This is a genomic window from Brevibacillus sp. M2.1A, from assembly GCF_013284355.2.
Lineage (GTDB): Bacteria > Bacillota > Bacilli > Brevibacillales > Brevibacillaceae > Brevibacillus.
Window position 1 is genome coordinate 4,382,413 of sequence record NZ_JABSUY020000001.1, and the last position, 26,673, is coordinate 4,409,085.

The following is a 26,673-nucleotide window of genomic DNA, read 5'->3' on the forward strand; positions in this document are numbered from 1 at the left end:
AATCAATTAGGCTTCGTCGTCAGGATCTTCGTCCTCGGAATCTTCATCCTCGGAATCTTCTCCAGCATAGTCTTCGTCTTCATCTTCATCTTCTTCATCATCTTCATCGTCGTCATTATTGCCAAAGTATAATTTTTTCGTAGTGCCATCTTCGTATTCGATTTTTACTTCCATTTCTTCTGCACCTTCACCGAGTGCCTGTCGTAATTGCTCCAACCATTCGTCCATATTACCACACCTCCTGGGTATAGATGATCTCTTGGCAGCATTTGCCAACAGGTTTACTGTCGACATTGATACTATATGAAGAGTTTCTTTTTCATGTTTGGACAGCTGTCCCCGTCCTCACAGTAGACTTTTACACAACTTGCCCTCGCAAGTAATGCGTCTCCCAAGAAGCACCTATTGCCTACGTATCGTTTACATATTTGGAAGTAGACTGGACAAACTTTTGATGGAATCGACTTAAATACACCATGACTTCGCCACAGAAGGGAGAGCTTATTATTGAACAGACGATGGATCAAAAGCTTGTTGGTCGGGATTAGCTTGTTGCTTACAAGTGCCTTGCCGGTTGACTCGATTATGGCCTCACCAGATCATCCTTACCATTTTGGATTTAAAAAGAGCAAGAATGGTCAATTACCCTCGATCAATGAGGAAGGCTTTAAAAGCATTGTGGATCGCCACGGTGCGGTTTTTTTAGGGGATACCACGAAAAAAGAGCTTTACTTGACGTTTGATAACGGGTATGAAAATGGCTTTACACCAAAGATTTTAGACACACTTCTCGCAAAAAAAGTCCCTGCCATTTTCTTTGTGACAGGGCACTTTGTGAAGGAACAGCCCGAGTTGTTAAAGCGGATGGCACAGGAGGGACATCTGATCGGCAATCATTCCTGGAGCCATCCCGATATGACAACCGTACCGAATCAAAAAATCAAAGACGAACTGACAAAGGTAAGCAATGCCGTCCAGCAAGTGACCGGGCAGGCTAACATGCGTTACTTGCGGCCTCCCAGAGGAATTTTCAGCGATCGCACACTTGCTGTAACCAAAGATTTGGGCTATACCAATGTCTTTTGGTCGGTCGCGTACAAGGATTGGGATACCAAAGCCCAGCGGGGAGCAAAATATGCCTATGATAGCGTGATGGCCCAATTGCATCCCGGCGCTGTTATTCTGCTGCATTCTGTCTCCAAAGACAATGCAGAGGCTCTCGGGATGATGATCGATGAAGCACGCAAGCAAGGCTATGAATTCAAGAGCTTGGATCAGCTTCCGAAAAAGTAGCGCAAGCCTTCCCTTTTGCAAGCAAAAACTCCCGCTGCTTCGCATGTGCAAAGCGCGGGAGTTTTTGGGTTTAGTCGCGATCCAGCAAGGATGCTCCAGCAATACCTGGATGCGTCATTTCAAATGGATCGAGAATCAGATCCAGCTCTTCCTCTGTCAGTACATTGTGTTGCAAGCACAGCTCACGTACAGACTTTCCTGTCAATATAGCTTCGCGGGCAATGCGTGCAGCAGTCTCATAACCGAGATGAGGATTCACCGCGGTGATGACGCCTACGCTTTTTTCCACGTATTCTTTCATGCGCTCGCGGTTTGCTTCGATTCCTTCCAAGCAGTGACGCGTAAAGACATCGAATGCATTGTCCATAATGCTGATCGATTGCAGCAAGTTGAAGACAAGCACAGGCTCCATAACGTTCAGTTCTAGCTGACCTGCCTCAGATGCCAAACAAATCGTATGGTCATTTCCGATGACCTGAAACGCTACTTGGTTGATGAGCTCTGCCATAACAGGATTGACTTTTCCTGGCATGATCGAGGAACCTGGCTGACGTGCTGGCAAGGAGATTTCTCCCAGTCCAGCTCGAGGTCCTGATGCCATCAAACGTAAGTCATTCGCGATTTTAGACATGTTCATCATGCAAACTTTCAGTGCTGCTGATACTTCTGTATATGCATCTGTGTTTTGTGTAGCATCCACGAGATGCTCTGCACCTGTCAGCGGGAAGCCCGTGATATCGGCAAGATGCTTGACTACTGTTGTAATGTAACTCGGGTCAGCATTCAATCCCGTTCCTACCGCAGTTGCTCCCATATTCACTTCGTACAAATGCTGACGTGATTGCTTGATACGCTTGATGTCGCGCTCAAGTACTCGACGGTATGCTTCGAATTCTTGGCCCAAACGAATCGGAACCGCATCCTGCAAATGCGTTCTGCCCATTTTAATGACATCATCGAATTCTTTTGCTTTTTGGCCAAATGCATCATGCATCTTATCCATCGTCACGAGCAGCTTTTCCAACAGAGTGAGTGTTGCAATATGAATGGCTGTTGGGAAAGCATCATTGGTAGACTGAGACATGTTGACATGTGTATTTGGGCTTAAGTGGAAATAGTCCCCTTTTTTCTCACCAAGCATTTCAAGACCGCGGTTCGCGATTACTTCGTTGGCATTCATATTGATCGAAGTACCTGCTCCGCCCTGGATCGGATCGACGATAAATTGATCATGCCATTTTCCTTGCATGATTTCTTCCGCCGCAGCGACAATCGCATTTCCTAAACGCGGATTCAATCTGGAGACTTCCATATTTGCCATCGCAGCTGCTTTCTTTACCATTGCCATTGCATTGATGAGGGAAAAATGAAGACGATACCCGGTGATTGGGAAGTTTTCCGTTGCTCGCATCGTTTGCACGCCATAATAAGCATCTACTGGAATTTGCTTCTCGCCAAGAAAGTCTTTTTCCACTCGAAACGTCTGTTGTTCCATTCTTATCAGACCAGCCTTCTAGGAATAATGGTTGCTACATCCTCTCCATTCTACCACAGTTTTATGCAGGAAGACTCATCCACCTGAAACACTATTATTTGTTTTTACGTCTTACTATGTGTAGGTACCATTTCATACCAGACAGAATCGAGGGATACCATGAAAAAAATGCTTTTGCTGCTGTTGACGATCGGCTTGCTGCAAGGATGCACGAGTGGCACAGATAGCCCTTCCACTCCAACAGAACAACAGAAGCCACCCGTTACAGCCCAGCCCGAGACACCTGCTTCTGAGCCACCCGCAACCACACAACCACCTACAACGCCTGAGAAGCCACCAACGGAACAACCAGCTCAACCGGAGGCTGTCTATGGCAATGACATTTTCCGCAATGTCACTGTGAAGAAAACCGGTCAGGACACGTTTGAAATCAAAGGACAGGCGCGCGTGTTCGAAGCTGTACTCAATTATGTCGTAGAAGATGGACATAACGAGCTTACGCAAGGTTCCGTGCAGGCTTCGACCGCTGCTCCTGATTGGGGAGATTTTACCCATACACTGAAAGTGAAAAAAGCGGAGCAGAACAGCACACTAACACTGATCTTGTTTGAAACAAGCATGAAAGACGGCAGCCGAAGAATGGAGCTCATCATTCCACTCCCGGAGTAAAGCCTGCAAAAAAATCAGACCCTCTCTATTAAAAAGAGAGGGTCTGATTGAAAGGGTCTATTATTAGATAGCAGTAGACAGTCAGTTGCCGTATGCCTTGCTTTTACTTTTACTCGCCTTGTTCTTCCTTGAAGCATTCCATGCAGAGTGCACCATTGTTCTCGATTTCATACTCGGTCAAGCGAGCCTGGCAAGACTTGCATTGTTTTTCCGTGAGCACTAAGTTCAAGACTATATCTCCTCTCAATGATGTAACGTAGTCTATTTATATTATAACCAAAGATTTATATCAGACAAACAGCTATCTGTTAAAATTTCGTGAATTTTCAAATATAAAAAATAATAAACAAAGAGGAGATCATCATGACCTCACCCTATTTTTCACTTTTCCTGACAGGGGAGCCGTTTCGGCTGTTTTCCCCTTCTCACATTATCACTTTGATTCTTGTGCTCTGTCTGGTCGTGCTCACCTATTTATTTCGGCAAAAACTCCAAGCCCCGACAAACCGACTCACCACCCGTTACGTACTTGCGGGTGTCTTGCTTTTGTCAGAGGTTTGTTATCAGCTTTGGCATGTTTATACCGAGAGTTGGACGGCTGCTTACACATTGCCCTTGCAGCTGTGTAGCGTGACCCTCATTCTTTCTACCGTGATGCTAATGACGAGAAGCTACGGTCTGTATGAGATTACGTTTTTTGCCGGGATTGGCGGCGCCATGCAGGCATTGCTTACACCTGAGTTGTTTTATCCATTTCCACATTTTCGCTTTGTGCATTTTTTTGTAGCCCATGCAGGAATTGTCCTTGCTTGCCTGTACATGACGTGGGTAGAAGACTACCGTCCGACCGTCCGTTCGATATGGAAAACGATGGGCTTTTTAAACCTGCTTTTGCTCGTTGCACTTTTCGTCAACCAATGGACGGGCGGAAATTACTTATTTGTCTCACGCAAACCGGACAATCCCAGCCTGATTGACTTTTTGGGCCCGTATCCGTGGTACATCGTTTCATTGGAAGGAGTAGCGCTCGCTTTGTTTTTCTTGTTGTACCTGCCCTTTGTCCGAAAGCAGCCGATGACGAAGGAAGTCAGGAGCGATTTGTCTGTCTGAATTACGCCTGCTGCTCGTTTACCCAATCGGTGACACACTGCAAAAAGCGTTTGGCAGCCGGTGACTGCTTGGAAAAAGAGGTTGCTGCCACCCCCAGCGAACGGTAATGCTCCCCTTCGAGCGGGATCATCCGGATATTTGCAGGCAAGCGGAACAAGATCATTTCCGGAAGGATGCTGATCCCGAGCCCATTTTGCACCATGGCAATAATCGCGTGATCATCTCCCACTTCATATTTGATTCGCGGCTCGATCTGATACTGGGTCAGCAAACGCTGTATATCATTGTCACAGCCCGTCTTCGGCATGATAAATGTCTCTTCTGCCAATCGGCTCACATGCACCCGCTCCTCTTTGTAGAGCGGGTGTTCCTCTGTCACCAGCAAATACATCTGATCCTTTTTCAAAGGAATCCATTCCAAATCCTCTGTTGTCGGTAAGGAGACGAAACCAAAATCAATCTCTCCACTTTGAATCCAGCTCTCAATTCCATCGTAATACCCTTCCATCAGCTTAATCTCGATCGCCGGATACTGGTCTTGGAACCGCTTGAGGATTCCCGGAAGCCACTGTGTGGATACACTCGTGAACGTTCCAATTCTCACCGTCCCGACCTCTAACCCATTGATGGCAAACACCTCTTGTTTCATCCTCACATGACAGCGCAAGGTCTCGCGCATGAATGGAAGCAGTCGCTCCCCATTACTCGTGAGGCTAATGCCCGATCGTCCCCTTGTCAAAAGCGAAAACCCATATTCCCGCTCGAGACTCGCAATCGCATGACTAATCGCTGATTGTGTCAAACCCAGTATTTCTCCAGCTTTGGTTAAGCTCCCCGACTCAATAACGGTGATCACTACCTCAAACTTGTTCAAACTCACCCTTCTTCGCCTCCTTTTTCATGAATTCGATTCATGAAAACCATCACAAACATTCATTTTTCTTATTCAAACGATACTCGTATACTGTTTATGGCGCAACACGGATTAGGACCCGATTTTCTCGGGCAAGGAGGCTTATCTCATCATGAAACCGCAAGTGAAAGCCGATTTGGCTATGATTTTGGTCACCCTGTTTTGGGGAACCTCGTATGTGTTTATGCAAATGGGATTGAAGGATTTGGAGACCTTCAATTTGATCGGAATCCGCTTTGGCATTGCTTTTCTACTAGCTGCCGCCTTGTTCCATAAACGCTTGCGTGGCACGAATCGAAAAACATTGCTCCATGCGTTCGTACTCGGTGCGCTCCTCTTCGGGGTTTTTGCCACCGTCACGAACGGAGTGAAATCGACGACAGCTTCCCAGGCAGGCTTTCTCGTTAGCTTGACTGTTATCTTTGTTCCGCTCTTATCTATTCTTTTGCGCAACCGCCCGGAAAAAAGAGTCTTCGTGGGCGCTGGACTGGCCATGATCGGCATCGGTCTTCTCACACTAAGCGCTGAATTTCGAATCAGCCAAGGAGACCTTTTGTGCATCGCTGGCGCCCTCTTTTATGCTACACATATTACCGTAACGGGCAGATGGGCCAACCAGTCGGATACGATTCAGTTGGGGATTTACCAGCTTGGCTTTACGGCGCTGCTCGGCATTGTTTTTTCATTTGCACTGGAGACCCCTGTATTGCCGCAGACTACAGAGGCTTGGATCGCCGTCCTCGCCCTTAGCGTATTGTGCAGCGCAATCGGCTTTGTCGTTCAAACGGTGGCTCAAAAATATACGACCGCCACGCACACGGGTGTTATTTTTTCCTTGGAGCCAGTCTTCGCTGCCCTGTTTGCCTTCTTGGTCACAGGCGAAACACTGTCTGTTCGCGGGTACATAGGCGCAGGTCTCGTTTTGATCAGTGTGCTGATTGCGGAAATCGATGTGAAGAGCTTGCTGCGCGGAAAGCAGCTGACAAAAAACCCGACTCATCTATCCTGAGTCGGGTTTCGCGTATGGGTTAGGCAAGAGCGCAATCTGAAGCAAATCGACGCCATAAACCAGCGGCAGTCCAGGACTTCCTTTCTTGTCCAGGGCGCCGCTGCTCTGATTTTCGGGTTATTTTTTCAAGACGTGTAGCAAACTTTTCCACCAATGATGGTCATCATGACCTTTGTCGAGAGCAACTCGTCTGGATCGATAGTAAACAGGTCTTTGGAATATACAGTCATATCCGCATATTTTCCACGAGACAGCGTGCCTTTTACATGATCTTCGTTCGTCACCTGTGCACTGCCCAATGTAAACAGATGAATCGCTTCCTCCATCGTCAGCTTTTCTTGTGGGAAGTATCCATCGTGGGTTTCCCCCGGTGCCTTGCGTGTGACGGCTGCGTGTATCCCCAACAGAGGATCGATGGGTTCTACTGGTGTATCCGAGCCCGCAGCGCAAATGATTCCATAGTCCATCATCGTTTTCCAGATGTACGAGTGTTGAATCCGCTCCTGTCCTACGCGATCCATTACCCACGGGAAGTCTCCTGCGAGAAAACGCGGTTGGATATCTGCAATCCGATGAGGATGCTTCAAGCGGTCCAGCAGGTCCGGCCGCAAGATTTGTGTGTGTATGAGGCGGTCCCGGTAGGCCACTGCCGGAAACTGATCCAAGCTATCCAGCACCATCTCCAGTGCTTTGTCGCCAATGGTGTGTACAGCAATGGGCATCCCGAGTCCACGTGCTTGTCGTACCAGCTCTGTCAGCTCGTCTTGCTCATGCACAGGATAACCGCTGGTGCTCGGATCATCAGCATACGGAGCTGACAGGTAAGCCGTCCTGCGTCCTAATGCCCCATCTGCAAAAATTTTCACCGCACCGATTCGCACATGAGCGTTGCCGTAACCAGCCGTCATCTTTAAGTCGCGCAGCTCATGCATATGCGGGTAGTAGACAAGCAGGTTGCTGCGCAGCGCAAGCTCTTCGCCATTGATGAGCTCATCATAGAGTCGATACGTTTGCGCAAGTCCGCCCAATTCACGCAAATCCTCCGTATGCGCCCCTGTCAATCCATGCGCCATTGCATAGTGGATCGAGTTGCGCAGGCTTTGCTTCAACTGATCGTAGTCAGGTCTTGGAATATGCTTCGTAATCAGGTTGGAGGCAGTTTCCAACAACATGCCTGTTGGCTTTCCGCTTATAGGATCATGTACGATGACTCCCCCCGCAGGCACCTCCATGTCACGATGATAGCCACTTAGCTCCAATGCCTTGCTGTTGACCAAATTCGCATGTCCACATATTCGCGCCAGAAGAATCGGGCAATGTGGTGCTGCTTGATCAAGTTCTTCGATGGTAGGAATGCCGCCACCATCCGCGAACAAATTCTCATCCCAGCCATAACCTTGTATCCACGCATTTTCAGGTGTGACTTGCGCTTTTTCTTTTAAGAGAAACAGCAGCTCATCCTTGGAGCGAGCTTTGCTCAAATCCAGTTGCAAAAAGGTCAGACCGAGCCATCCCAAATGCAAGTGGCTGTCAATCAATCCCGGGGTAGCGGTACAACCTTGCAGATCAATGACCGTTGCATCACTGCCTCCGTATTGAAGAAGCATGTCTGCATCGCTGCCCAGGTCATGCACAATTCCATCTCGAACGACTAATGCTTGTACGAACAAATGCCGGGAATCTCCTGTGTAAATGCGTCCATTTCTGAAAATGGTTGTCGCCATCTCGTGACCTCTTTTCTGTTCGCTTCTGTATTTTTCGTATGCCTCCCCTCTTAATTTGTTTGCTTGTAGTCGTTTTCCTCCCTGAAATGAAATAACGTTCAAAAAATTACGACCTTCTTTTTCATTTGGGAAAACATGGTGTTTACTCACTTTCCTGTTGAAAGCAGCAGCGGTAGGGCACGTTATGTTCATGTCCTATTTTTGCGCGGAGGGAACGTATGCAACAAAAAACAAAAAAACGCCTTCCACCCTTCCTTCCCATACAGGAGTCCACTGGTCTGAAAATGTCGCACCATGAGCCTTCTCACCAAAAGTCATCAGGCCGTCTGGACAATCAAGCCAAGCTGCTGCTCCTGGTCAACGCTGTGTTTATTGCCGCTGGCGCCCTTTCTGGCACGTTTGTAAACGTCTATTTGTGGAAGGTAAAAAGTCAATTTGCCCCGATCGCTTGGTTTACTTTTTCCGCTCATCTCGCGGGTGCGCTTACCTTTTGGCTTGCGGGCTGGTACGTGAAGCGTCTGAACAAAATGAATGTCCTGCGCGCTGGCATGGCCGTTTCTGCCCTTTTTTATTTGCTCGTTCTTCTGGCAGGTCCCAAAGCTGTCTCTTATGCTGTACCGCTTGGGCTCGTTCAGGGTATGGCGAATGGATTTTTTTGGCTGTCCTTCAACGTGGTGTACTTCGAAATCACGAATGCGGATAACCGCGACCTATTCAACGGTACGGCAGGGCTGCTCGCTTCACTTGGCGGCATGCTCGCTCCATGGATATCGGGCTTGCTCATTACACGGCTTCCGGGCAACAGCGGCTACTCCCTTATTTTCGGGATTTCTCTTGCGCTTTTTGTCATCGGCGTGTTCATCAGCTTTTTTCTGAAAAAACGCCAATCGGAAGGGACGTATTCCTGGAGCTTTTCCTTACGTTGTTTACGAGAGGAGCGCGAGTGGCGCTGGGCAGCAGGGGCTTTAGCTGGTCAAGGACTGCGTGAAGGTGTATTCGGCTTTGTGATCGGTCTACTCGTCTACATCGCCACGAAAAGCGAGATGACTCTCGGCAACTACTGGCTGACTACATCTGCCGTCGGACTTGTGAGCTACTTCCTGATCTCCAAATGGTTCACTCCCCGCTTTCGCAAGTGGGGAATGCTCACTGGTTCTGTCATCATGTGGGGGATTCTCTTCGTATTTTTTTGGCAGGTGAGCTTTACAACACTGCTTATTTTCGGGATTGCCGTGTCCATTGCTTATCCACTGTTTTCAGTGCCCATGCTTTCCACGATTTTTGATCTGATTGGCACGAACGAAGAGAGCGCCCGCAATCGAGTCGAGTATGTCGTGCTGCGAGAGTTCGCTCTGGACGTTGGTCGGCTGGTGGGGATTCTGATCTTTCTGCTGGTAACGTCTTTGAGCGTCTCTCCTCTTACACTGAATTGGTTGATTTTGTGTATCGGAATCGGCCCACTCATCGCATGGTTTTGCATGACCAAGCTATTCCGTCACGTTCCTGCTGCTAAAAAAGCAGACAATTGAACGAAGCGTGCACCCAGGAGAAAACAAAACCCGCTTCGGCTGACTTGCCTGGCGGGTTTTAGCAACAAAAAACCTTTCCCACTCGGAGGCTAGCTCCCAGGAAAGGTTGCGCTGGTTTTTTCGATTATGATTGGGCTACTTTTTCTTTCGCTTTCGTTACGATGTGGTGACCGAGCGGCAAGCCGCGCTGCTCCAGCTCATCCGCTGTCACAATATGGAGCGTCTCACTTTTACACGGCATGGGCATCAATCCGCCCAATGGACTCATCACTCTTCCGATCGTGTCTGTCTCAATGAGCACGTACAGGCCTTTTTCCTCCAATTGTTGCATGAATTCTCCCCAACGCTTGGAAGTAATTTGATCGGCGTGCTTGGTGAATATGACACCCATTTCTTGTGCTAGCATGCAAAATCTCCTTTGTTCTATCCGTCAAATATATGCTTCAAAAGATAATCTAACAATACAGGGAAACCTCCCTTCTGGCAAAATCCGTGTAAGCCAAAAAAACACGAAAAACGGTTGTTTTTGACCGCTTTTCGTTTCAGGAATCTCACATCTTCCTCGCACACACCGTTTCAACGCGGCACGCTGTTTTTTGCCGCTTGCTTTTGAAAAAGAGGCCTATTTTTGCCGATTTCCTGAGTAATTCTCATATCTTGCCCATCATGTACCTGCATTTCTTCGATTTAGAAGCTCGCTGCCAGCTCCACATGCAGCAATCGGGCAAAAGGAACCCAGTGAATCTCGGAGCCTGCCCGAAGCTTGAGGCGTCTCGCCGCTTGATCAATATGGATAATGTGGGCAGACAGGCGTCGCGGCTCTCGCCCGTCATAATAGGTCAGTGTCAGGATACTCTCTGTCTGAAACGCCTGCCATACCAGCTCGCTCAAGGCGCTGAGCTGCTCCTGATCCAGCTCGGGTGGTACATAGCGGCGCTCTTCTTCCTTGATCCGCAAATACATTTCCCGATGCTCCGGCAGCACAAACCGACTGGCCACGAATACATTTTCCTTTTTGGACACGCGTTTTTCCCTCATTGCTTGTTCTCTCCTCGCTGTTCATATCGGGTCCATAAATGGACGAGCTCCTGACACTCTGCCCGCAATACCTCAATCGTATAGATCGCTTCTCGCACATACCCGCGTTGTCGATAGTGGACGACATACATATGTCCCTGACGTCGTGAGCTGACGACTGTGCACCCTCTTTGCCGCAGGATGCGACGCAGCTGGTGATGCTGCCGCTCCGCCCACCGCGAGAGCTCATTGAACATCATCTGATAAGAAAACTTCAACGGCACAATCCGCATCTGCCCCAGATCGGCCATGACCGCCCGAAACAAAATGCCAAATAAAATATACTGGCGTATCATTTCCTGCTCGTCAGACACCATCGGCTCCGTCACTTGTAGTGTCCTCCGATCTTACGTGCACGCTCTTTCGCCTGTCCTGCTTCCAATACAGAGGTGGCGCGCAGGATGGCGTCCTGACCGTATCGGGTCCGGATATCATCCATAGCTTGTGCCAACGAACGCCGCTTGTGATTGTCCGTGAACAGATTGAGTTGTACCACGTTGTCAGGGACAAGCTGCCCCAGATTGACCCCGATACTGCGGACGGGCGTTTCCTGCCAGTGGCGGTCAAACAGAAAGCAGGCCGCTTCGTACAAAGTCATGGCATCATTCGTCTGCTCCGTGAGCTTCATCTGCCGTCCAAAGCCCGTTCCAGCAGCCAAATCAGCTCCACGACAGCCCACAGACAGAACGGAGCCCATCAGCTCCTTTTTCCTCGCCCGACGGCACACTTCTTCGCACAGCTCTAAAAGCACCACTTTGATTTCCGCTGCTGTATGGTAATCCCGCGGCAACGTCATGTGATGACCGATCCCTTTTTGTGAATCATAGGAATCCAAAGCCACAGGTGAATCGTCGATTCCGTGAGCCGTGCGCCACAGCACTTCCCCGTTTACTCCCCAATGCCGGGTGAGGATGGCTGGCCTCATATCTGCAAGCTGCCCGATCTGATAGACGCCCATTCGATGAAAATGACGCTTCATGCGTGAGCCTACGCCGAACAGCTTTTCAATCGGAAGCTTCCAGAGCGTATCCGCTAACGTTTCCCGCTTGAGCCAAAAAACGCCTTCTTCCCGTTTCTTGGCGAAATTATCACAGGCCATCTTGGCCAATACCTTGTTCTCCCCGATGCCTACCCGACAGTTGATTCCTGTCTCCATCCAGACGCGCTGCCGAATCTGTGCAGCCATCTGCATCGGATCACCAAACAGGTGAACGCTGCCTGTCACGTCGAGAAACTGCTCGTCGATCGAGTACGGCTCCACCTTGTCGGTAAATGCCTCGAATATGCGAGTGATTTGCATGGAGATGCGAATGTACATCTCCATGCGCGGACGAACAACGACGAGCTGGCGACACTTTTGCTGCGCCTGCCACAGCGCTTCGGCCGCGACCACTCCGTATGACTTGGCAATCGGACACGCTGCCAGCACGACTCCACTGCGCCGCTCCGGATCACCCGCGACGACAATCGGTTTGTTTCGCAGCTCTGGATTGGCCCCTTTCTCGATACTGGCATAAAAGCTCTGCATGTCGATCAAAAATACGATCCGCTTGTTCGCATTGGACATACGATCATCCCCTAAATAAGAACTTATGTTCCCTTGTTGCTTTGTTCTTATTATAGCAAACAAACGTTCGTTTTTATGCCTGTCTCGCGCAAAAAAAAGCTAGTAATTATTTCCTCTCGGATAAGCACACATCGGTAGGTGTTCCGCAAGCGAGAGCGAATCCAATAAAGGGTTACTTTTTCACGACAGGAATCCAAATTTCGCTTCGGAAGGTTGGGGATGAAGTGTCTTTATTTTCGTTCCACAAAATCTCCGGACCCTCAGCCTGTTCATAACCAGAGGATAAAAACCATTCCGAATAAATCCGGGCCCAGACATCTTGCAGCGTATCGGGAAAAGGACCCACTGCTTCGAAGACCGCCCAGGTGGAAGCAGCAACTTCAAGTACTGCCAGGTTGTCTGGATAAGCTTTTGTAGTGGCTACGCCGATATAATGATCGAGCTCGCCATATTCCAGCCGACCTTCTGAAAAGTTCGTGGACGCACTGATCAGTCCTAGTGGTTCGATATCGGATAGCGACTTCAGCTGCTGGATCGTCTCCCTATCTAATGAAGCCCACATAGCCGCAATCTCTGGATTGACTCCACGATAAATCAGCGGGACTCTTTTTTTCAGACCCACAATACGAAATGCCTCTTTTTCTTCCATGCGGTAGTTCATGGCACTGCCTCCTTTTATGGATAGATGAAAGGTCATTCGTGGATAAGCCTTCAAGGGTTGGCCGATATGTCTGGCTTCTGTCGGAGTGACTCCATGCACATTCTGAAAAGCTCTGGCAAAGGAATCAGCCGATCCGTATCCGTATTTGATCGCAATGTCAATGATCCGCTCGTTGCTGTCCGCAAGCTCAAAAGCTGCAAGCGTAATGCGCCGACGCCGGATGTACTCGGATAGCGGAACACCAGCGAGAAAAGAAAACATTCTTTTGAAGTGATACTCGGAGCAGCAAGCTACCCGGGCGATTTCTTTATAGTCAATCTCGCTGGTCAAATTGTCTTCGATGTAGTCCAGAGCCTCATTCAGCTTTACAAGCAAATCCATGGTAATGACCTCCCTTTCCTCCTCAGAATAGCAGATGCAAAATCGGGCGATCCGACATTTCGTGCACGATGATGACGGGTCGATCTTGTGAAAAAAACGCCTATTGAAAGGAGCTCTATCACATGACAACGACTTCCCCTCTGCTCCCCCAAATCGGAGCTATTTTTGTAGCCGTCAGCGACATCGAGCGCGCACGCGACTGGTACTGCCGTCTCTTGGGCATTCCCATAGACGGTGAAATTATGTTCGGGCATATATACTGCATTCCTTTGCAAAGTGGACTGACACTCGTCCTGGACAGCAAAATCTTTCCGAAGCGTATCACAGATGATGCCCCCTTGTTTCATTTCAACACACTGGATATCGAAGCCTCCTATGCCTTTCTCAAAGAGAGCGGAGTCGAAGTCGTCACCCCTATCCAGCATGGCCACTGGTTCAACTTCCGCGATCCCGACGGCAATCTGATTATGGTAAGCCAATGTTAAATGAAAGAGGAGATACACGCATGACCATCCACTTGCGCCGAACTACACCGGCAGACATTCCTTTCGTATGCGAAGTAGAAAATGCACCAGAGAATGCCCCGTTCATTATTCCGTGGAGCGCAGATCGGCACCATAACGCTCTTGGCGACCCGGACATCCTCCATATGATTGCCGAGAAAAAAGAAACAGGCCACCCCGTCGGCTACGTCATCATCGCCGGGCTGACCAATCCTCATCAAAGTATTGAACTCATCCGTATCACAATCGCAGCAAAGGGGAACGGCTACGGTCGCAACATCCTGCGTCAGATCAAGCAGTGGGCATTTATCGAGCAAAAGGCCCATCGGCTCTGGCTGGATGTAAAAGAAACGAACGACCGCGCCCGCAGCCTTTACGTATCCGAAGGGTTTCACATAGAGGGCACCTTGCGCGATTGCCTAAAAGCAGGCGATACTTACGAATCCTTGATCATTTTATCGATGCTGGCAACGGAATATGACGCTTAAGGGGCAAATGCGTCCGGAGTCGTGACGTAGAGCCATTTTCCATCGTTGCTCGCTCCCAGAATCGATACACTTGCTGGCAGTCCTTTCACCAGCACAGATTGTTGCTTACGATCGGCATCGAACAGGAAGAGCGACGAAACGGACTCCGCCCCTTGTTCAGCTTTTTCCCAATCGATATAAACCAAATGGTGAGTGCCTGGAATCCATACCGCTTCTGGCTTCATTTCCATCAGTTTGACGTCGCCCTTAAACACTCCTGCATTCCAATACATTTGATAGGCGCCATCCGTCGACTGAATATAGCCAGACCACGCTTCTTTGGGAACCGGTGGATTCCAGCTGATCACCTTGCCTGACTGCCAATCGTAGCGTTGACGAAGCTCTTCGAAGCTATCTTCCTCTGTTCTCATTTCAAACGTCGCGTAACGTCCACCATCCATAAAACTAACGGGCTGGACTTGCCCATTCATCTCGTCTGTTGGAACCCATCCTTTGATGACACCTGGGAGGCGCCGTTCTTTTCCAGTCTCCAAATCGTACACGATCAGATCGAGGTCCTTTTTCTGTTCGGTCTTGCCCACTGCCATCAATACATGCTTGCGATCATGGCTAAAGCTGGCTCCATGTACGTATCCATCTACCTTGACACGAATGGCAAACTCGCTTTTCGGTACTTCTGTCCCTTTCGGTGGATGAGCGAAAAAGAAGCCGCGACGATCTGCCATGAAATCGCCTGCACCGCTGTAGTTGTCAGTCAGCTCCACTGGATAAGCAGTCAGCTCTTTTGTCTGTGTGTCATAAATCGAATACAGCATGGCGAAACGGGCATCGCACTCGCAATATTCTGTAAATCGCTCCAGTAGCACATACCGTTCCTCGGGGTCGATAAACTGCATGGGAGTCCTGACGGCAAAGTCCGTCATTTTCTCTTTCACCTTGCCATCGACTGAGACTCGCCAAATCTGAGACGGAGCAAACACCACCGCCGAGAAATCATTTGTATCGCCAAAGACGGTTCCCTTTACCTTCTTCGCTCCTGCTACGCTGACAACATATTCCGTCCAGCTTCTGTCCTTGGCAAGCTCAGGAAGGGTAGCCAGCAATTGCAGTTGACGGTCGTGCACCCAGTGAAACGTAAAAATCGGCTCCACGAAACCCAAATCCTCTTTTTTGGTCTCTTCCTGGGCATTTTTGCGGATGGCCTCTTCGACTGTTCCACGGTTCACGGCTTCCTTAAAAAAGATAGTGTACGCCTGTGGTGCAGGTCCCACAACCGTTCTTCGAGGAGAGCGGAGCTGTGGTGCATCGTTTAGCTGTATAACCACGTCTTCTTTCATCGCCGCGTAGTCGTAAGGCAGTTCCTTTTGCTTCCATTCCTTTGTCGTTTGGCTAGTCGTATGAGATGGGCCAGTCTGAGCAATCCGACTGTCCGTGGAAGTTGCTTGCGCGAAGTCGGATCCTGTCATGATAAGCAATGCGAACACAATGGACATACTCATTCCCCGAATTTTTCGCAAAGACAAAAAACTCGCCTCGCTTCCTAGAAAAATTTACCTTACAGAGGATAGACGTCGAGAGCTTGCTTAAGGTTTCACCCCACAAAAGAAAAAGCCTTCTCACACGCGCTTGAACGTGGGAAGACTTTCCTTTCTTAATCGAAGACGACACCGTCGAGTACGCCCTCATTCTTCAAATAGTCACGCAGCCAGTGATACTTTTCGTCACGCCAGAAGGAGTCCTCTGCTACCAGCTTGACCGTCTCCTGTCTCGCTACCTCCAGCGCTTTGTAATCACTTAATAAATCAGCGACTTTAAACTCCGGCAAGCCGCTCTGCTTGGTTCCAAAAAAATCACCCGGTCCGCGCAATTCCAAATCGCGCTGCGACAGCTCAAATCCATCCGTCGTCTCGCACATGACACGCATCCGCTCTTTTCCAATCTCGGATTTCGGATCGGCGATCAGCACACAATATGACTGTTCAGAGCCACGTCCTACGCGCCCGCGCAATTGGTGAAGCTGAGCAAGACCAAACCGCTCCGCATCATAGATGACCATATAGGTAGCATTCGGCACATTCACACCGACCTCTACGACCGTTGTACTGACCAGGACAGCGTGCTCTGCGGCAAGAAAGGCTTGCATGACGGCATCCTTTTCTTTCGCGGGCAGTCGCCCATGCATCAGGCCTACGCCGAATTCAGGGAAAATGTGTGTGAGCTGAGCATGTACATCAATCGCATTTTGCACATCGAGCTTTTCGGATTCCTCGATAAGCGGACAAATCACGTAGGCCTGTCGTCCTTTTCGTAGCTCATCCCGCATTTGCTCCAGCACAGCCGGAAACTGATCATGCTTTTTCCATGTCGTCTCAATCGGTTTGCGCCCCGCAGGCATTTGATCAATCGTAGAAACGTCCATGTCGCCAAATGCCGTAATTGCCAGTGTTCTCGGAATTGGCGTTGCAGTCATAAACAAGACATCAGGGGACAAGCCTTTATTCCGTAAAATTCGCCGCTGCTCCACACCGAATCGGTGCTGCTCGTCCGTAATCACGAGACCAAGACGAGAAAAAAAGACATCCTCTTGAATGAGCGCATGGGTACCGACTACGACATCGATTAACCCCATTTGCAGAGAGCCGATGACTTCGCGTCTACGTTTCGCCGTCAGCGAGCCCGATAAGAGCGCAACTTGAATGCCGTAATCGGATAGGAGCTTCGTCAACGACTGCACATGCTGCTCGGCGAGAATCTCCGTCGGTACCATCAACGCTCCTTGATAACCTGCTTTCACCGCAGCAATCAGCGCGATGGCGGCTACAACGGTTTTCCCCGAGCCTACGTCCCCTTGCAGCAATCGATTCATCGCATGAGGGGCCCGCATGTCGTCCAATATTTCTTTTACTACTCGTTTCTGCGCATCTGTCAGTGGGAACGGCAACCCTTTGACAAATTCCCGGACCTCTTCCATCGGAATCGCCAAAGCAACGCCTTCCGTTTGCTGCCGATTAATCTTGCGCAATGTTTGCATTTTCAACTGGAATAAGAAAAGCTCCTCGAACATAATCCGTCGCCGCGCTTGACGACCATCTTCCGCATTTTCAGGAAAATGAATCGAATGAAAGGCATCCTTCCGCGGCATCAATCGGTAGCGCTCCACGATATCCGCAGGAAGGATCTCAGGTATCTCCTTGCCATATTGACGCAACGCCTGTTGAATGGTTTTGCGCAGCAGTGTATGCGTCACATCCCCGCCAAGTGGATAGACAGGGGCGAGCTCGCCTCTTTTTGTCGCGCGTTCGGAGTCTACTTCTGTCATTTCGCTCACTGTGATTTGTAGCTTGTGCTTGTCCCATTTTCCCGTGACGAGTATTTCCTTGCCTGGCGACAGCCTGCTTTTGACAAACGTCTGATTGAACCAGACAGCCGTCACCACGACACGGTCCATGACAACCTTGACGGACAGTCGTGATTTTCTTTTTCCAAAAAAACGAACAGAGGGTTCGCCGTACACCGTACCTGCCAGCGTGACCCTCTCTCCGTCTTTTACTTCAGTCAAATCGCGCACACGGTAATCTTCATAGCGAGACGGGAAATACTCCAGCAAATCGCCAATGCTGTTGATTCCCAGTCCTGCAAATGCCTTCGCTCGCTCTTCCCCTACCCCGTGCAAAAGGGAGACGGGCGATTGATATGCACCAGCCATCTTACTTCTCCATCCGTACGCCGAACACTTTGGCTTCGATCATGCGACCCGTTTGCGTGGCAGCAAGACCACCCTGTGCGGTTTCCTTCAGCGTAGTCGGCATAGCGCAACCGATTCGGTACATGGCATCGATGACTTCATCTGTTGGGATTACGCTCTTGATGCCTGCCATTGCCATATCTGCGGCTACTGTCGCAATCGCTGCTCCCATCGCATTTCGTTTGACACATGGTACTTCAACCAGTCCGGCTACGGGGTCACAGACCAGACCGAGCATATTTTTCAACGCGATCGCTACTGCTTGGGCAGATTCCTCAGGCGTACCGCCAGCCATTTCTACAATCGCCGCAGCAGCCATAGCTGTTGCAGAGCCTACCTCTGCCTGGCAACCACCCGCAGCACCCGAAATAAACGCGTTATTGGCAATGCAATACCCGATAGCGCCTGCCGTGAACAAATAATTGACCATTTCCTCACGGGTCGGCTGCAGCTTGTCAGATACGGCAAACAACGTGCCTGGTACAATGCCACATGCTCCTGCTGTAGGCGTTGCGACAATCGTGCCCATTGCTGCGTTTACTTCATTAACCGCCACTGACATCGAGACCGCATTCAAAAGTGTGGGACCGGACAAAAACGTCTTGGTCTCCATGTATGTTTGCAGCTTCTTCGCATCGCCGCCCGTCAACCCGCTATGCGAGCGAATATCTTCGGTAAGCCCGCGACGCACTGCTTTTTCCATTACATCGAGGTTGGCGTACATATCTTGCATAATGGCATCCCGACTGCGCTGGGAAACTTCCATTTCTGCTTCAATCATCACCTCGGAGATCTTCTTCCCCTGGGATTCGGCCAACTCTACTAGTTCAGCCACATTACGAAACATCTGGTTGTTCACTCCTCTAATCCTGCTCGTCCTTTTGCTTAGTTCAATGCGAGCAGGGATACGTCAAAGATATGGGGAATTTGACGAATTTCCTCCAGTACTTCCGGGGAGATCGTCGAATCCGTTTCGATTGCCATCAAAGCACGCGAACCGCGTGTATGTCGAGACACTTCCATGAGTCCCACATTAATGTTGTGCTGCGTCAGCACCTTTGCCACAGCCGCAATCATCCCGAAGCGATCTTCATGCAGAACCAAGAGCGTCGGTGTATCGAAGCCCAACTGAAAGGAAAACCCGTTCACTTCCAACACTTCGATCTTCCCGCCACCAATGGAGACACCAACGATTTCAATCTGACGCTCATCATCAGACAGCTTGATCCGCGCCGTATTCGGGTGCTCTGTCAAAACGTCAGAAGTGGACAACTCCACTTCCATGCCAGCTTTTTCTGCAATCACCAGCGAATTTTTCAGACGCAAATCCGACGTGTCAAAGTCAAGAATTCCTGCAACAGTCGCCACATCAGAACCATGTCCTTGATACGTTTTTGCAAATGAGCCGTAAAAAACAATTTCTGCTCGCAAAGGCATTCTGCCAAACAGCTTGCGAGCCACACGACCGATACGGGCTGCACCAGCCGTATGGGAGCTAGATGGTCCAACCATAATTGGACCGATAATATCAAATACGCTTTTGTACTTCAACCGGTTCTCCTCCCGAATCACAAGGGGTTCAACAAGATTCACTCTCATTGTATCCTACAGCCTTTGAAAGCGCTACAGAGGAAACTGTACGTAAAGCAATCATAACCGATTTCCGGAGGCAACATGCGGTCAAATCAGGATAAATGAAAAAACTCCCACTAAGAAGATAGGGGGCGTCAACGATAGTCAAGCCGGTAATCCTCTGAGTCCCACAACCAGCGGTAAGCGTTCAAACTTCATCGGTTTCATTTTTTCTTTGGAAGTGAAATTAGGAATACCTTTACGGGGCCTAGTTCACCGTCGAAATCTGCTTGAACATCATTTCCTTCGTTTGCTGTTTCTACTATTGGAATTCCATCATGATAAGGAAAGAGAATAAACTCGTTAATGATTGGTTCAAGCTCATCAAGGATTTCAATCTTTCCGCTAAAAGGGAGTTTTTCATGAATTTGAGATATAAGATTAAATTTTAGTTGGGATGCCTGCCAATCGAACCAAACATATAACAGCATTCCATGATCACTATTTGATTTTAAAATTTGCTGTTGTCTATTCTCTATTACTTTATGGAAAAAGTTCAGGAAATCAAAAACTGTAAACTGACTAGCTAACTGCATACTTAAAGAAATAGACCACATATTGGCAGAAATTTCTTTATTCAAATCATCTTTCTGAGCGCCAATAAATAGAGAGTCATACACAATATCTTCCAACTCAATAAGGAATTCGTCCTTATTCACCATAACCCCGCCCTATTTTTCATAACTTTTAAATCGTTTTAATAGAACCTCTGTATAAAAAAGAAGCCCCCTGCCTCAGGGAAGCTCCTCTCCATACTGAATATGCCTTACCTATCTTTTACCATGACGATCCCGAGTAGACCGGGACCTGTATGCGTACCGATCACCGGACCAATCTGTTCCAACCAAGAATCCGTTACCGCAAACTCTTGCTTGAGTCGCTCCAAGAGCTCAGCCGCTTGATCGGGAACACTGCTGTGCAGCACAGCGATTTTCACTGGCTCGCCTTGCGCGTATTCCTGCAACGCTTCAAATACGCGATTCAGAGCTTTCTTCGTTCCTCGTACCTTGTCAAAAGCAGAGACGTACCCGGCAGGATCCAGTGTCAAAATCGGCTTGATGTTCAAGAGCGAACCGATGACAGCAGATGCTTTGCCGATTCGACCGCCTTTTTGCAGGAACTCCAGTGTATCCACAATAAAGTATACCTGCACCTCATCCAAGTAACGATCAATCTGATCCAGAATTTGCTCCTTGTTCTTGCCTGCTTGAGCGGCTTTGGCAGCCTCTACGCAGATCATTCCGTGAACAAATGAGGCTTTGCGAGAATCGATCACCGTAATGTCGATATTTTCATCCAACATCGACTTGGCGATCATCGCTGACTGATACGTACCCGATAAGGAACCCGATAAGAGTATGGCAATGATTTGCACGTCCTTGCCATATTTCTCATGGATCGCTTTGTACGCTTCAGCAAATTCAAGCGGAGACGGCTGCGAGGTTGTCGGCATCACGCTCGATTGCTTCAGCTTATCGAAAAACTCCGAAGACGAGATAGTGACCGCGTCCACATACGTTTCCGCCCCAAACATGATTTTTAACGGGACGGCCACGATCCCCAATGACTGCCTCACAGACGCATCGATATCAGACGCACTGTCGGTAAGAATCACAATTGGCATTCTCGATCGCTCCTCTCCCTGTTCATTCGTTCAAAAAATAGGCTTTTACTCGACAGAAAAAATGAATGGATACAACGGTTGACCGCCTGCCTGGATCTCAACTTCCACATCCGGGTATGAATCGGACAAAGCTTTTTCCAAAGCATGAGCTTGATCTTCTGTCGCATCTTCCCCTAAGAAAATCGTAATGATTTCGGAGTCTTCATCCACCATTCCCAAGAGCAGCGTCGTTGCGCAAGCTAACAAGTCAGGATTTGCTGTGACGATTTCTTTCTCGGCCATGCCGATAAAATCGCCTTCTTTGATTTCTACCTCACCCATTTGCGTGTCGCGAACCGCGTGCGTCACCATTCCGGTTTTCACCTGAGCAATCGCCTTGGTCATCGCTTGCACGTTCGCTTCCGGCTGGGCATCTGCACGGAAGCTGACAAGTGCTGCCAACCCCTGCGGAATGCTCTTCGTCGGTATGACAGAAACCGGAACTTCAGCTAGCTCTGATGCCTGCTGTGCTGCCATGATGATATTGCTGTTGTTTGGCAGGATGATGATGTGCTGGGCATTCAGTCCTGCGACGGCCTTCATGAAGTCCTCTGTGCTCGGGTTCATCGTTTGGCCGCCCTCTACTACCACATGCACACCCATGCTGCGCAGAATCGTAGCGATTCCCTCACCAGCAGCTACCGCGATCAATCCGTATGGAAGCAACTCTGTAGCAGGTTTAGCAGCTGTTTCTGGCTTCGCCTGTCCTTTGTTTTCCTCCGCTTTGAGAATGTTCGCATGCTGCTCGCGCATGTTTTCTATCTTCAGTCGATGCAGGCTGCCGAATTGCTGAGCGTATTGCAGTACGCTTCCCGGATGCTCTGCATGAATATGTACCTTGACAACTTCCTCATCAGAGACGACCAGTAGTGAATCACCCATTGTATCCAGATGACTGCGAAACAGTGCCTCTGAAAACGGCTTTTTGTTCGGCTCGGTGCTATGCGCGACATGAACCATAAACTCCGTACAGTACCCGTACGTGATGTCTTCTGTTTTCATGTGGATTTGTGCATGATGCTGCTCAGAAATGAGCTTGTCCAACTCTTCCTGACCGATTTTGGGTACCGAACGCTCGCGATCGGCGGATAGTTCTTCCCCGCGCAATGCTCGCAAAAACCCTTCATAAATAAACAAGAGACCTTGTCCACCTGAGTCGACTACGCCCACTTCTTTTAGAACAGGCAGCATTTCCGGCGTACGCAACAGCGTAGCTTGCGCCTGCTCGTATGTTTTTTCCATGACAGAGATAATGTCATCTGACGTGCGTGCTGCACGCACAGCCATCTCCGCCGCTTCACGGGCAACAGTCAAAATCGTGCCTTCTACCGGCTTCATCACTGCCTGATACGCAGAGTCAACACCAGCTTTCAAGGCATCGGCAAACTGACGGGCGTTAACCTCATCTTTTCCATTGACTGATTTGCTGAAGCCGCGGAATAACTGGGACAAAATCACGCCGGAGTTACCGCGCGCTCCCATTAACAGACCTTTTGCCAAAGCAGCAGCCGATTCAGTGATTCGGGGGGATTCCTTTCGAGACAGCTCCTCCACACCAGAAGAGAAAGTCAAATTCATGTTTGTCCCCGTATCGCCATCCGGCACAGGAAAGACGTTTAATCCATCCACTACTCTGACGTTGTCGGATAAAAGGTTCGCCCCCAGGTAAACCATCCGGCTAAACAGCACGCCATCTAGACGCGTATGTACCAACTGATGTTCCTCCTTACATATCCCTGTCTGTACGAACTCCCTGCACAAAAATATTAACAGCAGTCACATCAATGCCTACCGTTTGCTCCAAGGTATATCGAACACGGCGTTGAACGTTGCCTGCCACCTCGGAAATTTTCACGCCATAGCTGACGATAATGTGCATGTCCAATACTACTTCGCCATTTGTGTTATGAACGACGACACCTTTGCTCAGGTTGTCTCTTCCTAACAGCTCAGCGATTCCATCTTTCAACGCTTTGCGAGAAGCCATGCCCACAAGTCCAAAAACTTCCATGGCCGCGCCTCCAGCAATCCGTGCGATCACATCTTCTGTAACATCGATCTTTCCTAGCGATGTATTCATTTCCACCGTCATGCAAGGACTCCTCCTCTGTTAAACAGCTTGACCGTCATAGGTAAGCGTAACCATGCTTCCTTACAATTCTACACTAACACTTAATAGAAATGAAGCGTTTTGTCAATCCTATCAACCCTACGAGAAAGACTGGGTAAATCATCTTGTCAAGTATTGCAATTGACAGCAATGTTGTGCTAATATAGTCGAGTATTTGTATTTCCCACAAAGGAAATCCCGTTTAGATGTAACAAGGGAGGTGGATCGTAATGGCACGTCGTTGCTTTGTAACAGGTAAATCTGCTAAAGCTGGAAACGCTCGCTCCCACTCCATGCGCGCAACTCGCCGCACCTGGGGTGTCAACGTACAAAAAGTGCGCATTCTCGTAAATGGAAAACCGAAGCGCGTTTATGTAAGTACTCGAGCACTGAAATCCGGTCTCGTAACTCGCGTATAGTTAATCTCAGCTATGCGAAAAAAAGCACCCTCGAGGTGCTTTTTTGCATTTCCTCCCGTTTCTCCACTCTTCTCCCAAAGGAGGCTCGGGGCCGAGACTTCACTTTTTCTTGTTGAACGCCTCGATGATGCCCCGAATCATGCCACCCAGGAACTTCGGCAACTTGATGGTGTAAAACCGCATGCTACCCCTCCTCACCGAAATTACTACACACGATACAAATACACGCCGGCCCCTATGAGTGCTAATGCCAATAGGCTATACCAAACCCACGGAGGTGCCCAATACAGGAAAATGGTGATTCCCCCGACAGCCAACGCTACCCCGAGAACACGTCGCAAGGCGCCCCCCTGTCGCAGGCGATAGGAGCGCAATCCCATTTCGCGTAAGCACCTCCTTTAGGTGTTCTCAAAAACGTGCATATTACATCATATTCTGCTGTCGGATAAACATGTATCCTGCCACCTGAAAAAAGTATATGTCTAAGAAGTAAAAAATCAGGCAACGAAAACTCGCTGCCTGATTACATTATGTGGATAGTTTGTACATGATACCGATTTTTTCCTTTTTCTTACGCAACTCGATCGCGTGCAGGAAACAGCAGCTGCGATGCGCTGCTAAGCACAACTGTCAAGACGACTCCCGCGATAATCATTTCTGGCAACAGATACGTGATGTTATAAATGAGGGAATATTGCCAGACTGGTACACCTTCTGGCGCGTAGCTGCCAAACCAAATAACACCCGATAGAAAATGGCAGACAAATCGTCCAATCACGCCGATGAGCAAGCCGCTCCACAGTACCATGATTCGTTGCTTCGTTCCTTCGTAGCCAGACAAGCGAAAAAGCCCAGCGAGACCAAGCGCCCCAAAAGCAAGAGGATAATCCAGCAACAGCTGAACCGGATGGACAACTGTACTGCCCAAGAACAATTGAAGAAATCCGACAACAAGCCCTGTCATGACACCAGCAGCGAGTCCACGGCGAACAGCGATCAACGCGATTGGTACCATCACCAGGGACACAGAGCCACCCTGTGGCATATCGAAGACCTTGATCTGACTAAAAACAATTGCAAGAGCCGCCATCATCGCCATTTCCAACAAAATGACCAATCGTTGACGATCCAAAATAGTCACTCCCCAAAATAGAATAAATAAAAAATTTTTTACACTGATAATGTTTCTGATTCTAGCCCAAGTCTATGCTCGTGTCAAAGAAAAAAGCCGCTGCCTCATCGGCGCTGCGGCTAGTTGTATTACCGAACCTTCTCCAAAAACTGCTGGGCACGTTCACTTCTTGGCTTTTGGAAAAACTCTTCTGGTGGCGTATCCTCCAAGAGACGACCATCATCGAGGAATAAAATACGATCTGACACCTCTTCGGCAAAGCGCATTTCATGCGTGACGATTGCCATGGTCATTCCGCTATCAGCGAGCCCCTTCATAACCTCCAAAACCTCCTTGACCATCTCTGGGTCGAGGGCAGAGGTCGGCTCGTCAAACAGCATGATTTGCGGTTCCATCACAAGTGATCGGGCAATGGCTACACGCTGCTTCTGACCACCTGACAAACGTGATGGAAAGACATCCGCTTTGTCTGCTAGTCCTACGCGCGCCAATAGTTCTCTCGCCTTTTTTTCCGCTTCCGCCGCAGACATGCCTTTTACTTTCATCGGAGCATAGGTCAAGTTCTTTAACACTGTCATATGCGGAAACAGGTGAAAATGCTGGAAAACCATCCCGATTTGTTGGCGAATGCCCATCACGTCGGCTTTTGGCGCGGTGATTTCCTGTCCGTTGATTGTAATGGTACCCGTCGTTGGTGTCTCCATCAGGTTGATGCAACGCAATAGCGTAGACTTCCCCGATCCAGATGGACCGATGATGGCGACAACCTCCCCTTTACCGATGTTCGTCGTGATGCCCTTCAACACATTCAGTTGCCCAAATGACTTCGTAATGTTATCGATCTTAATCACTGAGTCTCATCCTCCGTTCCAGTACGCGAGCTACCCAAGTCAGGATCATAACCATGACATAGTACAGGATACCGGCCATCATGTATGGCTCAAAATAGCGGAAGATGGTGCCTTTGACCACATTCGCGTTCTGCATGATGTCTGCAAGACCAATCGTGGAAACGAGTGCGGATTCCTTCAAGAGTGCAATTGTTTCATTGACAAGAGCAGGCAAGATATTTTTGACAGCCTGCGGCAAAATAATGTCGAGCATCATCCGGTGATAAGGTACCCCAAGCGCTTTGGCCGCTTCCCACTGCCCTTTATCCACCGCCAAAATTCCACCACGAATAGTCTCGGAAATGTATGCACCTGAGTTTAATGTAAACGTCAAAACAGCTGCTTCCAGTTGTGAAATATTGTAGCCAGTAAGCTGTGGCGTTGCAAAATATACAAAAGTCAGCTGCAAAATCAAAGGTGTCCCGCGGAAAACAGACGTGTAGGCAACCGCGAGCCAGTTCAGCAATTTTACATTCGAAATTTTAATGAGTGCGAGGATGGAGCCCCAGAAAAATCCTAATACAACCGAAATCAAGGTAACAAGTAGCGTGCCCTTTATCCCTTCCAATATGAAAGGAATATAGGGCACGATTTGTTCAAAATCCAAATTCATGCCCATTCTCCCCTCTTGCTGCTTATACAGTTATTCTTCGTTGTCTGGAG

The 26,673-nt window shown here is 49.0% G+C and carries 30 protein-coding genes; 8 read left to right on the forward strand and 22 right to left on the reverse strand.

Going from position 1 to position 26,673, the window contains the following annotated elements; genetic code table 11:
- Positions 1-6: 6 nt before the first annotated feature.
- Positions 7-228: a DNA primase gene (locus HP567_RS21005; RefSeq protein ID WP_173608104.1), complete on the reverse strand. Its 222-nt coding sequence runs from the start codon at positions 226-228 to the stop codon at positions 7-9.
- A 279-nt stretch (positions 229-507) separates the two neighbouring features.
- On the opposite strand from HP567_RS21005, the gene pdaA reads away from it, so the two are divergent.
- The gene (gene pdaA / locus HP567_RS21010) at positions 508-1,293 is read left to right on the forward strand and encodes a delta-lactam-biosynthetic de-N-acetylase (RefSeq protein ID WP_173608105.1); all 786 of its coding nucleotides are present in this window, start codon (positions 508-510) and stop codon (positions 1,291-1,293) included.
- Between the two features lie 70 nt (positions 1,294-1,363).
- Here the strand turns inward: pdaA and aspA are convergent, their stop codons facing one another.
- Positions 1,364-2,788 (reverse strand): aspartate ammonia-lyase, encoded by a 1,425-nt coding sequence (aspA, locus tag HP567_RS21015; RefSeq protein ID WP_217366858.1) that lies wholly within the window; start codon positions 2,786-2,788, stop codon positions 1,364-1,366.
- Between the two features lie 159 nt (positions 2,789-2,947).
- Here aspA and HP567_RS21020 point away from each other — a divergent pair, with 159 nt between their 5' ends.
- Both HP567_RS21020 and HP567_RS21025 read left to right on the forward strand, forming a co-directional pair.
- Positions 2,948-3,457, forward strand: coding sequence for a Gmad2 immunoglobulin-like domain-containing protein (locus HP567_RS21020; protein ID WP_173608106.1), 510 nt, complete (start codon positions 2,948-2,950; stop codon positions 3,455-3,457).
- A gap of 363 nt (positions 3,458-3,820) precedes the next feature.
- Positions 3,821-4,567, forward strand: coding sequence for a YwaF family protein (locus HP567_RS21025; RefSeq protein WP_173608107.1), 747 nt, complete (start codon positions 3,821-3,823; stop codon positions 4,565-4,567).
- 1 nt (position 4,568) lies between these two features.
- On the opposite strand, the gene HP567_RS21030 is transcribed toward HP567_RS21025, so the two are convergent.
- Positions 4,569-5,447, reverse strand: a complete 879-nt coding sequence (locus tag HP567_RS21030) for a LysR family transcriptional regulator (protein WP_173608108.1) — start codon at positions 5,445-5,447, stop codon at positions 4,569-4,571.
- Between the two features lie 145 nt (positions 5,448-5,592).
- Here HP567_RS21030 and HP567_RS21035 point away from each other — a divergent pair, with 145 nt between their 5' ends.
- The gene (locus HP567_RS21035) at positions 5,593-6,489 is read left to right on the forward strand and encodes a DMT family transporter (protein ID WP_173608109.1); all 897 of its coding nucleotides are present in this window, start codon (positions 5,593-5,595) and stop codon (positions 6,487-6,489) included.
- A 125-nt stretch (positions 6,490-6,614) separates the two neighbouring features.
- Here the strand turns inward: HP567_RS21035 and HP567_RS21040 are convergent, their stop codons facing one another.
- Complete coding sequence (locus HP567_RS21040; protein WP_173608110.1) at positions 6,615-8,213, reverse strand: amidohydrolase; 1,599 nt, start codon at positions 8,211-8,213, stop codon at positions 6,615-6,617.
- Between the two features lie 218 nt (positions 8,214-8,431).
- Between HP567_RS21040 and HP567_RS21045 the strand changes: the two genes are divergently transcribed.
- Positions 8,432-9,742 (forward strand): MFS transporter, encoded by a 1,311-nt coding sequence (locus tag HP567_RS21045; RefSeq protein WP_173608111.1) that lies wholly within the window; start codon positions 8,432-8,434, stop codon positions 9,740-9,742.
- 124 nt (positions 9,743-9,866) lie between these two features.
- Here HP567_RS21045 and HP567_RS21050 read toward each other — a convergent pair whose 3' ends face one another.
- The 5 genes from HP567_RS21050 to HP567_RS21070 form a co-directional block, all read right to left on the reverse strand.
- Complete coding sequence (locus tag HP567_RS21050; RefSeq protein WP_047068137.1) at positions 9,867-10,148, reverse strand: hypothetical protein; 282 nt, start codon at positions 10,146-10,148, stop codon at positions 9,867-9,869.
- A gap of 281 nt (positions 10,149-10,429) precedes the next feature.
- Positions 10,430-10,780, reverse strand: coding sequence for a YolD-like family protein (locus tag HP567_RS21055; protein ID WP_007728326.1), 351 nt, complete (start codon positions 10,778-10,780; stop codon positions 10,430-10,432).
- Complete coding sequence (locus HP567_RS21060) at positions 10,777-11,148, reverse strand: hypothetical protein (RefSeq protein WP_173608112.1); 372 nt, start codon at positions 11,146-11,148, stop codon at positions 10,777-10,779. The genes HP567_RS21055 and HP567_RS21060 overlap by 4 nt, the downstream gene beginning before the upstream one ends.
- Positions 11,145-12,386, reverse strand: a complete 1,242-nt coding sequence (locus HP567_RS21065; RefSeq protein ID WP_173608113.1) for a DNA polymerase IV — start codon at positions 12,384-12,386, stop codon at positions 11,145-11,147. The genes HP567_RS21060 and HP567_RS21065 overlap by 4 nt, the downstream gene beginning before the upstream one ends.
- A gap of 172 nt (positions 12,387-12,558) precedes the next feature.
- Positions 12,559-13,428 (reverse strand): AraC family transcriptional regulator, encoded by an 870-nt coding sequence (locus HP567_RS21070; RefSeq protein ID WP_173608114.1) that lies wholly within the window; start codon positions 13,426-13,428, stop codon positions 12,559-12,561.
- A gap of 122 nt (positions 13,429-13,550) precedes the next feature.
- Here HP567_RS21070 and HP567_RS21075 point away from each other — a divergent pair, with 122 nt between their 5' ends.
- Positions 13,551-13,913, forward strand: a complete 363-nt coding sequence (locus HP567_RS21075; protein ID WP_173608115.1) for a VOC family protein — start codon at positions 13,551-13,553, stop codon at positions 13,911-13,913.
- A 20-nt stretch (positions 13,914-13,933) separates the two neighbouring features.
- On the forward strand, positions 13,934-14,419 hold the full coding sequence (locus HP567_RS21080; protein WP_173608116.1) for a GNAT family N-acetyltransferase: 486 nt from the start codon (positions 13,934-13,936) through the stop codon (positions 14,417-14,419).
- Here the strand turns inward: HP567_RS21080 and HP567_RS21085 are convergent.
- From HP567_RS21085 to HP567_RS21120, 8 genes are all read right to left on the reverse strand, one after another.
- The gene (locus HP567_RS21085; protein WP_173608381.1) at positions 14,416-15,912 is read right to left on the reverse strand and encodes a hypothetical protein; all 1,497 of its coding nucleotides are present in this window, start codon (positions 15,910-15,912) and stop codon (positions 14,416-14,418) included. The genes HP567_RS21080 and HP567_RS21085 overlap by 4 nt on opposite strands.
- A gap of 158 nt (positions 15,913-16,070) precedes the next feature.
- On the reverse strand, positions 16,071-18,125 hold the full coding sequence (gene recG / locus HP567_RS21090) for an ATP-dependent DNA helicase RecG (RefSeq protein ID WP_173608117.1): 2,055 nt from the start codon (positions 18,123-18,125) through the stop codon (positions 16,071-16,073).
- 1 nt (position 18,126) lies between these two features.
- Positions 18,127-19,011 carry an L-serine ammonia-lyase, iron-sulfur-dependent, subunit alpha gene (gene sdaAA / locus HP567_RS21095; RefSeq protein WP_047068155.1) on the reverse strand — a complete coding sequence of 295 codons (885 nt, stop codon included), beginning with the start codon at positions 19,009-19,011 and terminating at the stop codon, positions 18,127-18,129.
- A 38-nt stretch (positions 19,012-19,049) separates the two neighbouring features.
- Complete coding sequence (sdaAB, locus tag HP567_RS21100; protein ID WP_173608118.1) at positions 19,050-19,715, reverse strand: L-serine ammonia-lyase, iron-sulfur-dependent subunit beta; 666 nt, start codon at positions 19,713-19,715, stop codon at positions 19,050-19,052.
- 245 nt (positions 19,716-19,960) lie between these two features.
- On the reverse strand, positions 19,961-20,458 hold the full coding sequence (locus HP567_RS21105; RefSeq protein WP_173608119.1) for a hypothetical protein: 498 nt from the start codon (positions 20,456-20,458) through the stop codon (positions 19,961-19,963).
- A 104-nt stretch (positions 20,459-20,562) separates the two neighbouring features.
- Positions 20,563-21,420 (reverse strand): DegV family protein, encoded by an 858-nt coding sequence (locus HP567_RS21110; protein ID WP_173608120.1) that lies wholly within the window; start codon positions 21,418-21,420, stop codon positions 20,563-20,565.
- 45 nt (positions 21,421-21,465) lie between these two features.
- Positions 21,466-23,172 (reverse strand): DAK2 domain-containing protein, encoded by a 1,707-nt coding sequence (locus HP567_RS21115; protein WP_173608121.1) that lies wholly within the window; start codon positions 23,170-23,172, stop codon positions 21,466-21,468.
- A 13-nt stretch (positions 23,173-23,185) separates the two neighbouring features.
- Positions 23,186-23,551, reverse strand: a complete 366-nt coding sequence (locus HP567_RS21120) for an Asp23/Gls24 family envelope stress response protein (RefSeq protein WP_007728362.1) — start codon at positions 23,549-23,551, stop codon at positions 23,186-23,188.
- Between the two features lie 248 nt (positions 23,552-23,799).
- On the opposite strand from HP567_RS21120, the gene rpmB reads away from it, so the two are divergent.
- Positions 23,800-23,988 (forward strand): 50S ribosomal protein L28, encoded by a 189-nt coding sequence (gene rpmB, locus HP567_RS21125; protein ID WP_005831020.1) that lies wholly within the window; start codon positions 23,800-23,802, stop codon positions 23,986-23,988.
- 99 nt (positions 23,989-24,087) lie between these two features.
- On the opposite strand, the gene spoVM is transcribed toward rpmB, so the two are convergent.
- From spoVM to HP567_RS21150, 5 genes are all read right to left on the reverse strand, one after another.
- Complete coding sequence (gene spoVM / locus HP567_RS21130; protein WP_005831022.1) at positions 24,088-24,171, reverse strand: stage V sporulation protein SpoVM; 84 nt, start codon at positions 24,169-24,171, stop codon at positions 24,088-24,090.
- Between the two features lie 23 nt (positions 24,172-24,194).
- Positions 24,195-24,368: a hypothetical protein gene (locus tag HP567_RS21135; protein WP_007728365.1), complete on the reverse strand. Its 174-nt coding sequence runs from the start codon at positions 24,366-24,368 to the stop codon at positions 24,195-24,197.
- Positions 24,369-24,559: 191 nt separating this feature from the next.
- A complete protein-coding gene (gene thiT / locus HP567_RS21140; protein WP_173608122.1) occupies positions 24,560-25,120 on the reverse strand; it encodes an energy-coupled thiamine transporter ThiT in 561 nt (186 codons plus the stop codon).
- A gap of 128 nt (positions 25,121-25,248) precedes the next feature.
- Entirely contained in the window at positions 25,249-25,971 is a 723-nt protein-coding gene (locus HP567_RS21145; protein WP_069849464.1) for an amino acid ABC transporter ATP-binding protein, read from the reverse strand.
- Positions 25,964-26,623 carry an amino acid ABC transporter permease gene (locus tag HP567_RS21150; protein WP_173608123.1) on the reverse strand — a complete coding sequence of 220 codons (660 nt, stop codon included), beginning with the start codon at positions 26,621-26,623 and terminating at the stop codon, positions 25,964-25,966. Before HP567_RS21150 ends, HP567_RS21145 begins: the two co-directional genes overlap by 8 nt.
- Between the last annotated feature and the right edge of the window lie 50 nt (positions 26,624-26,673).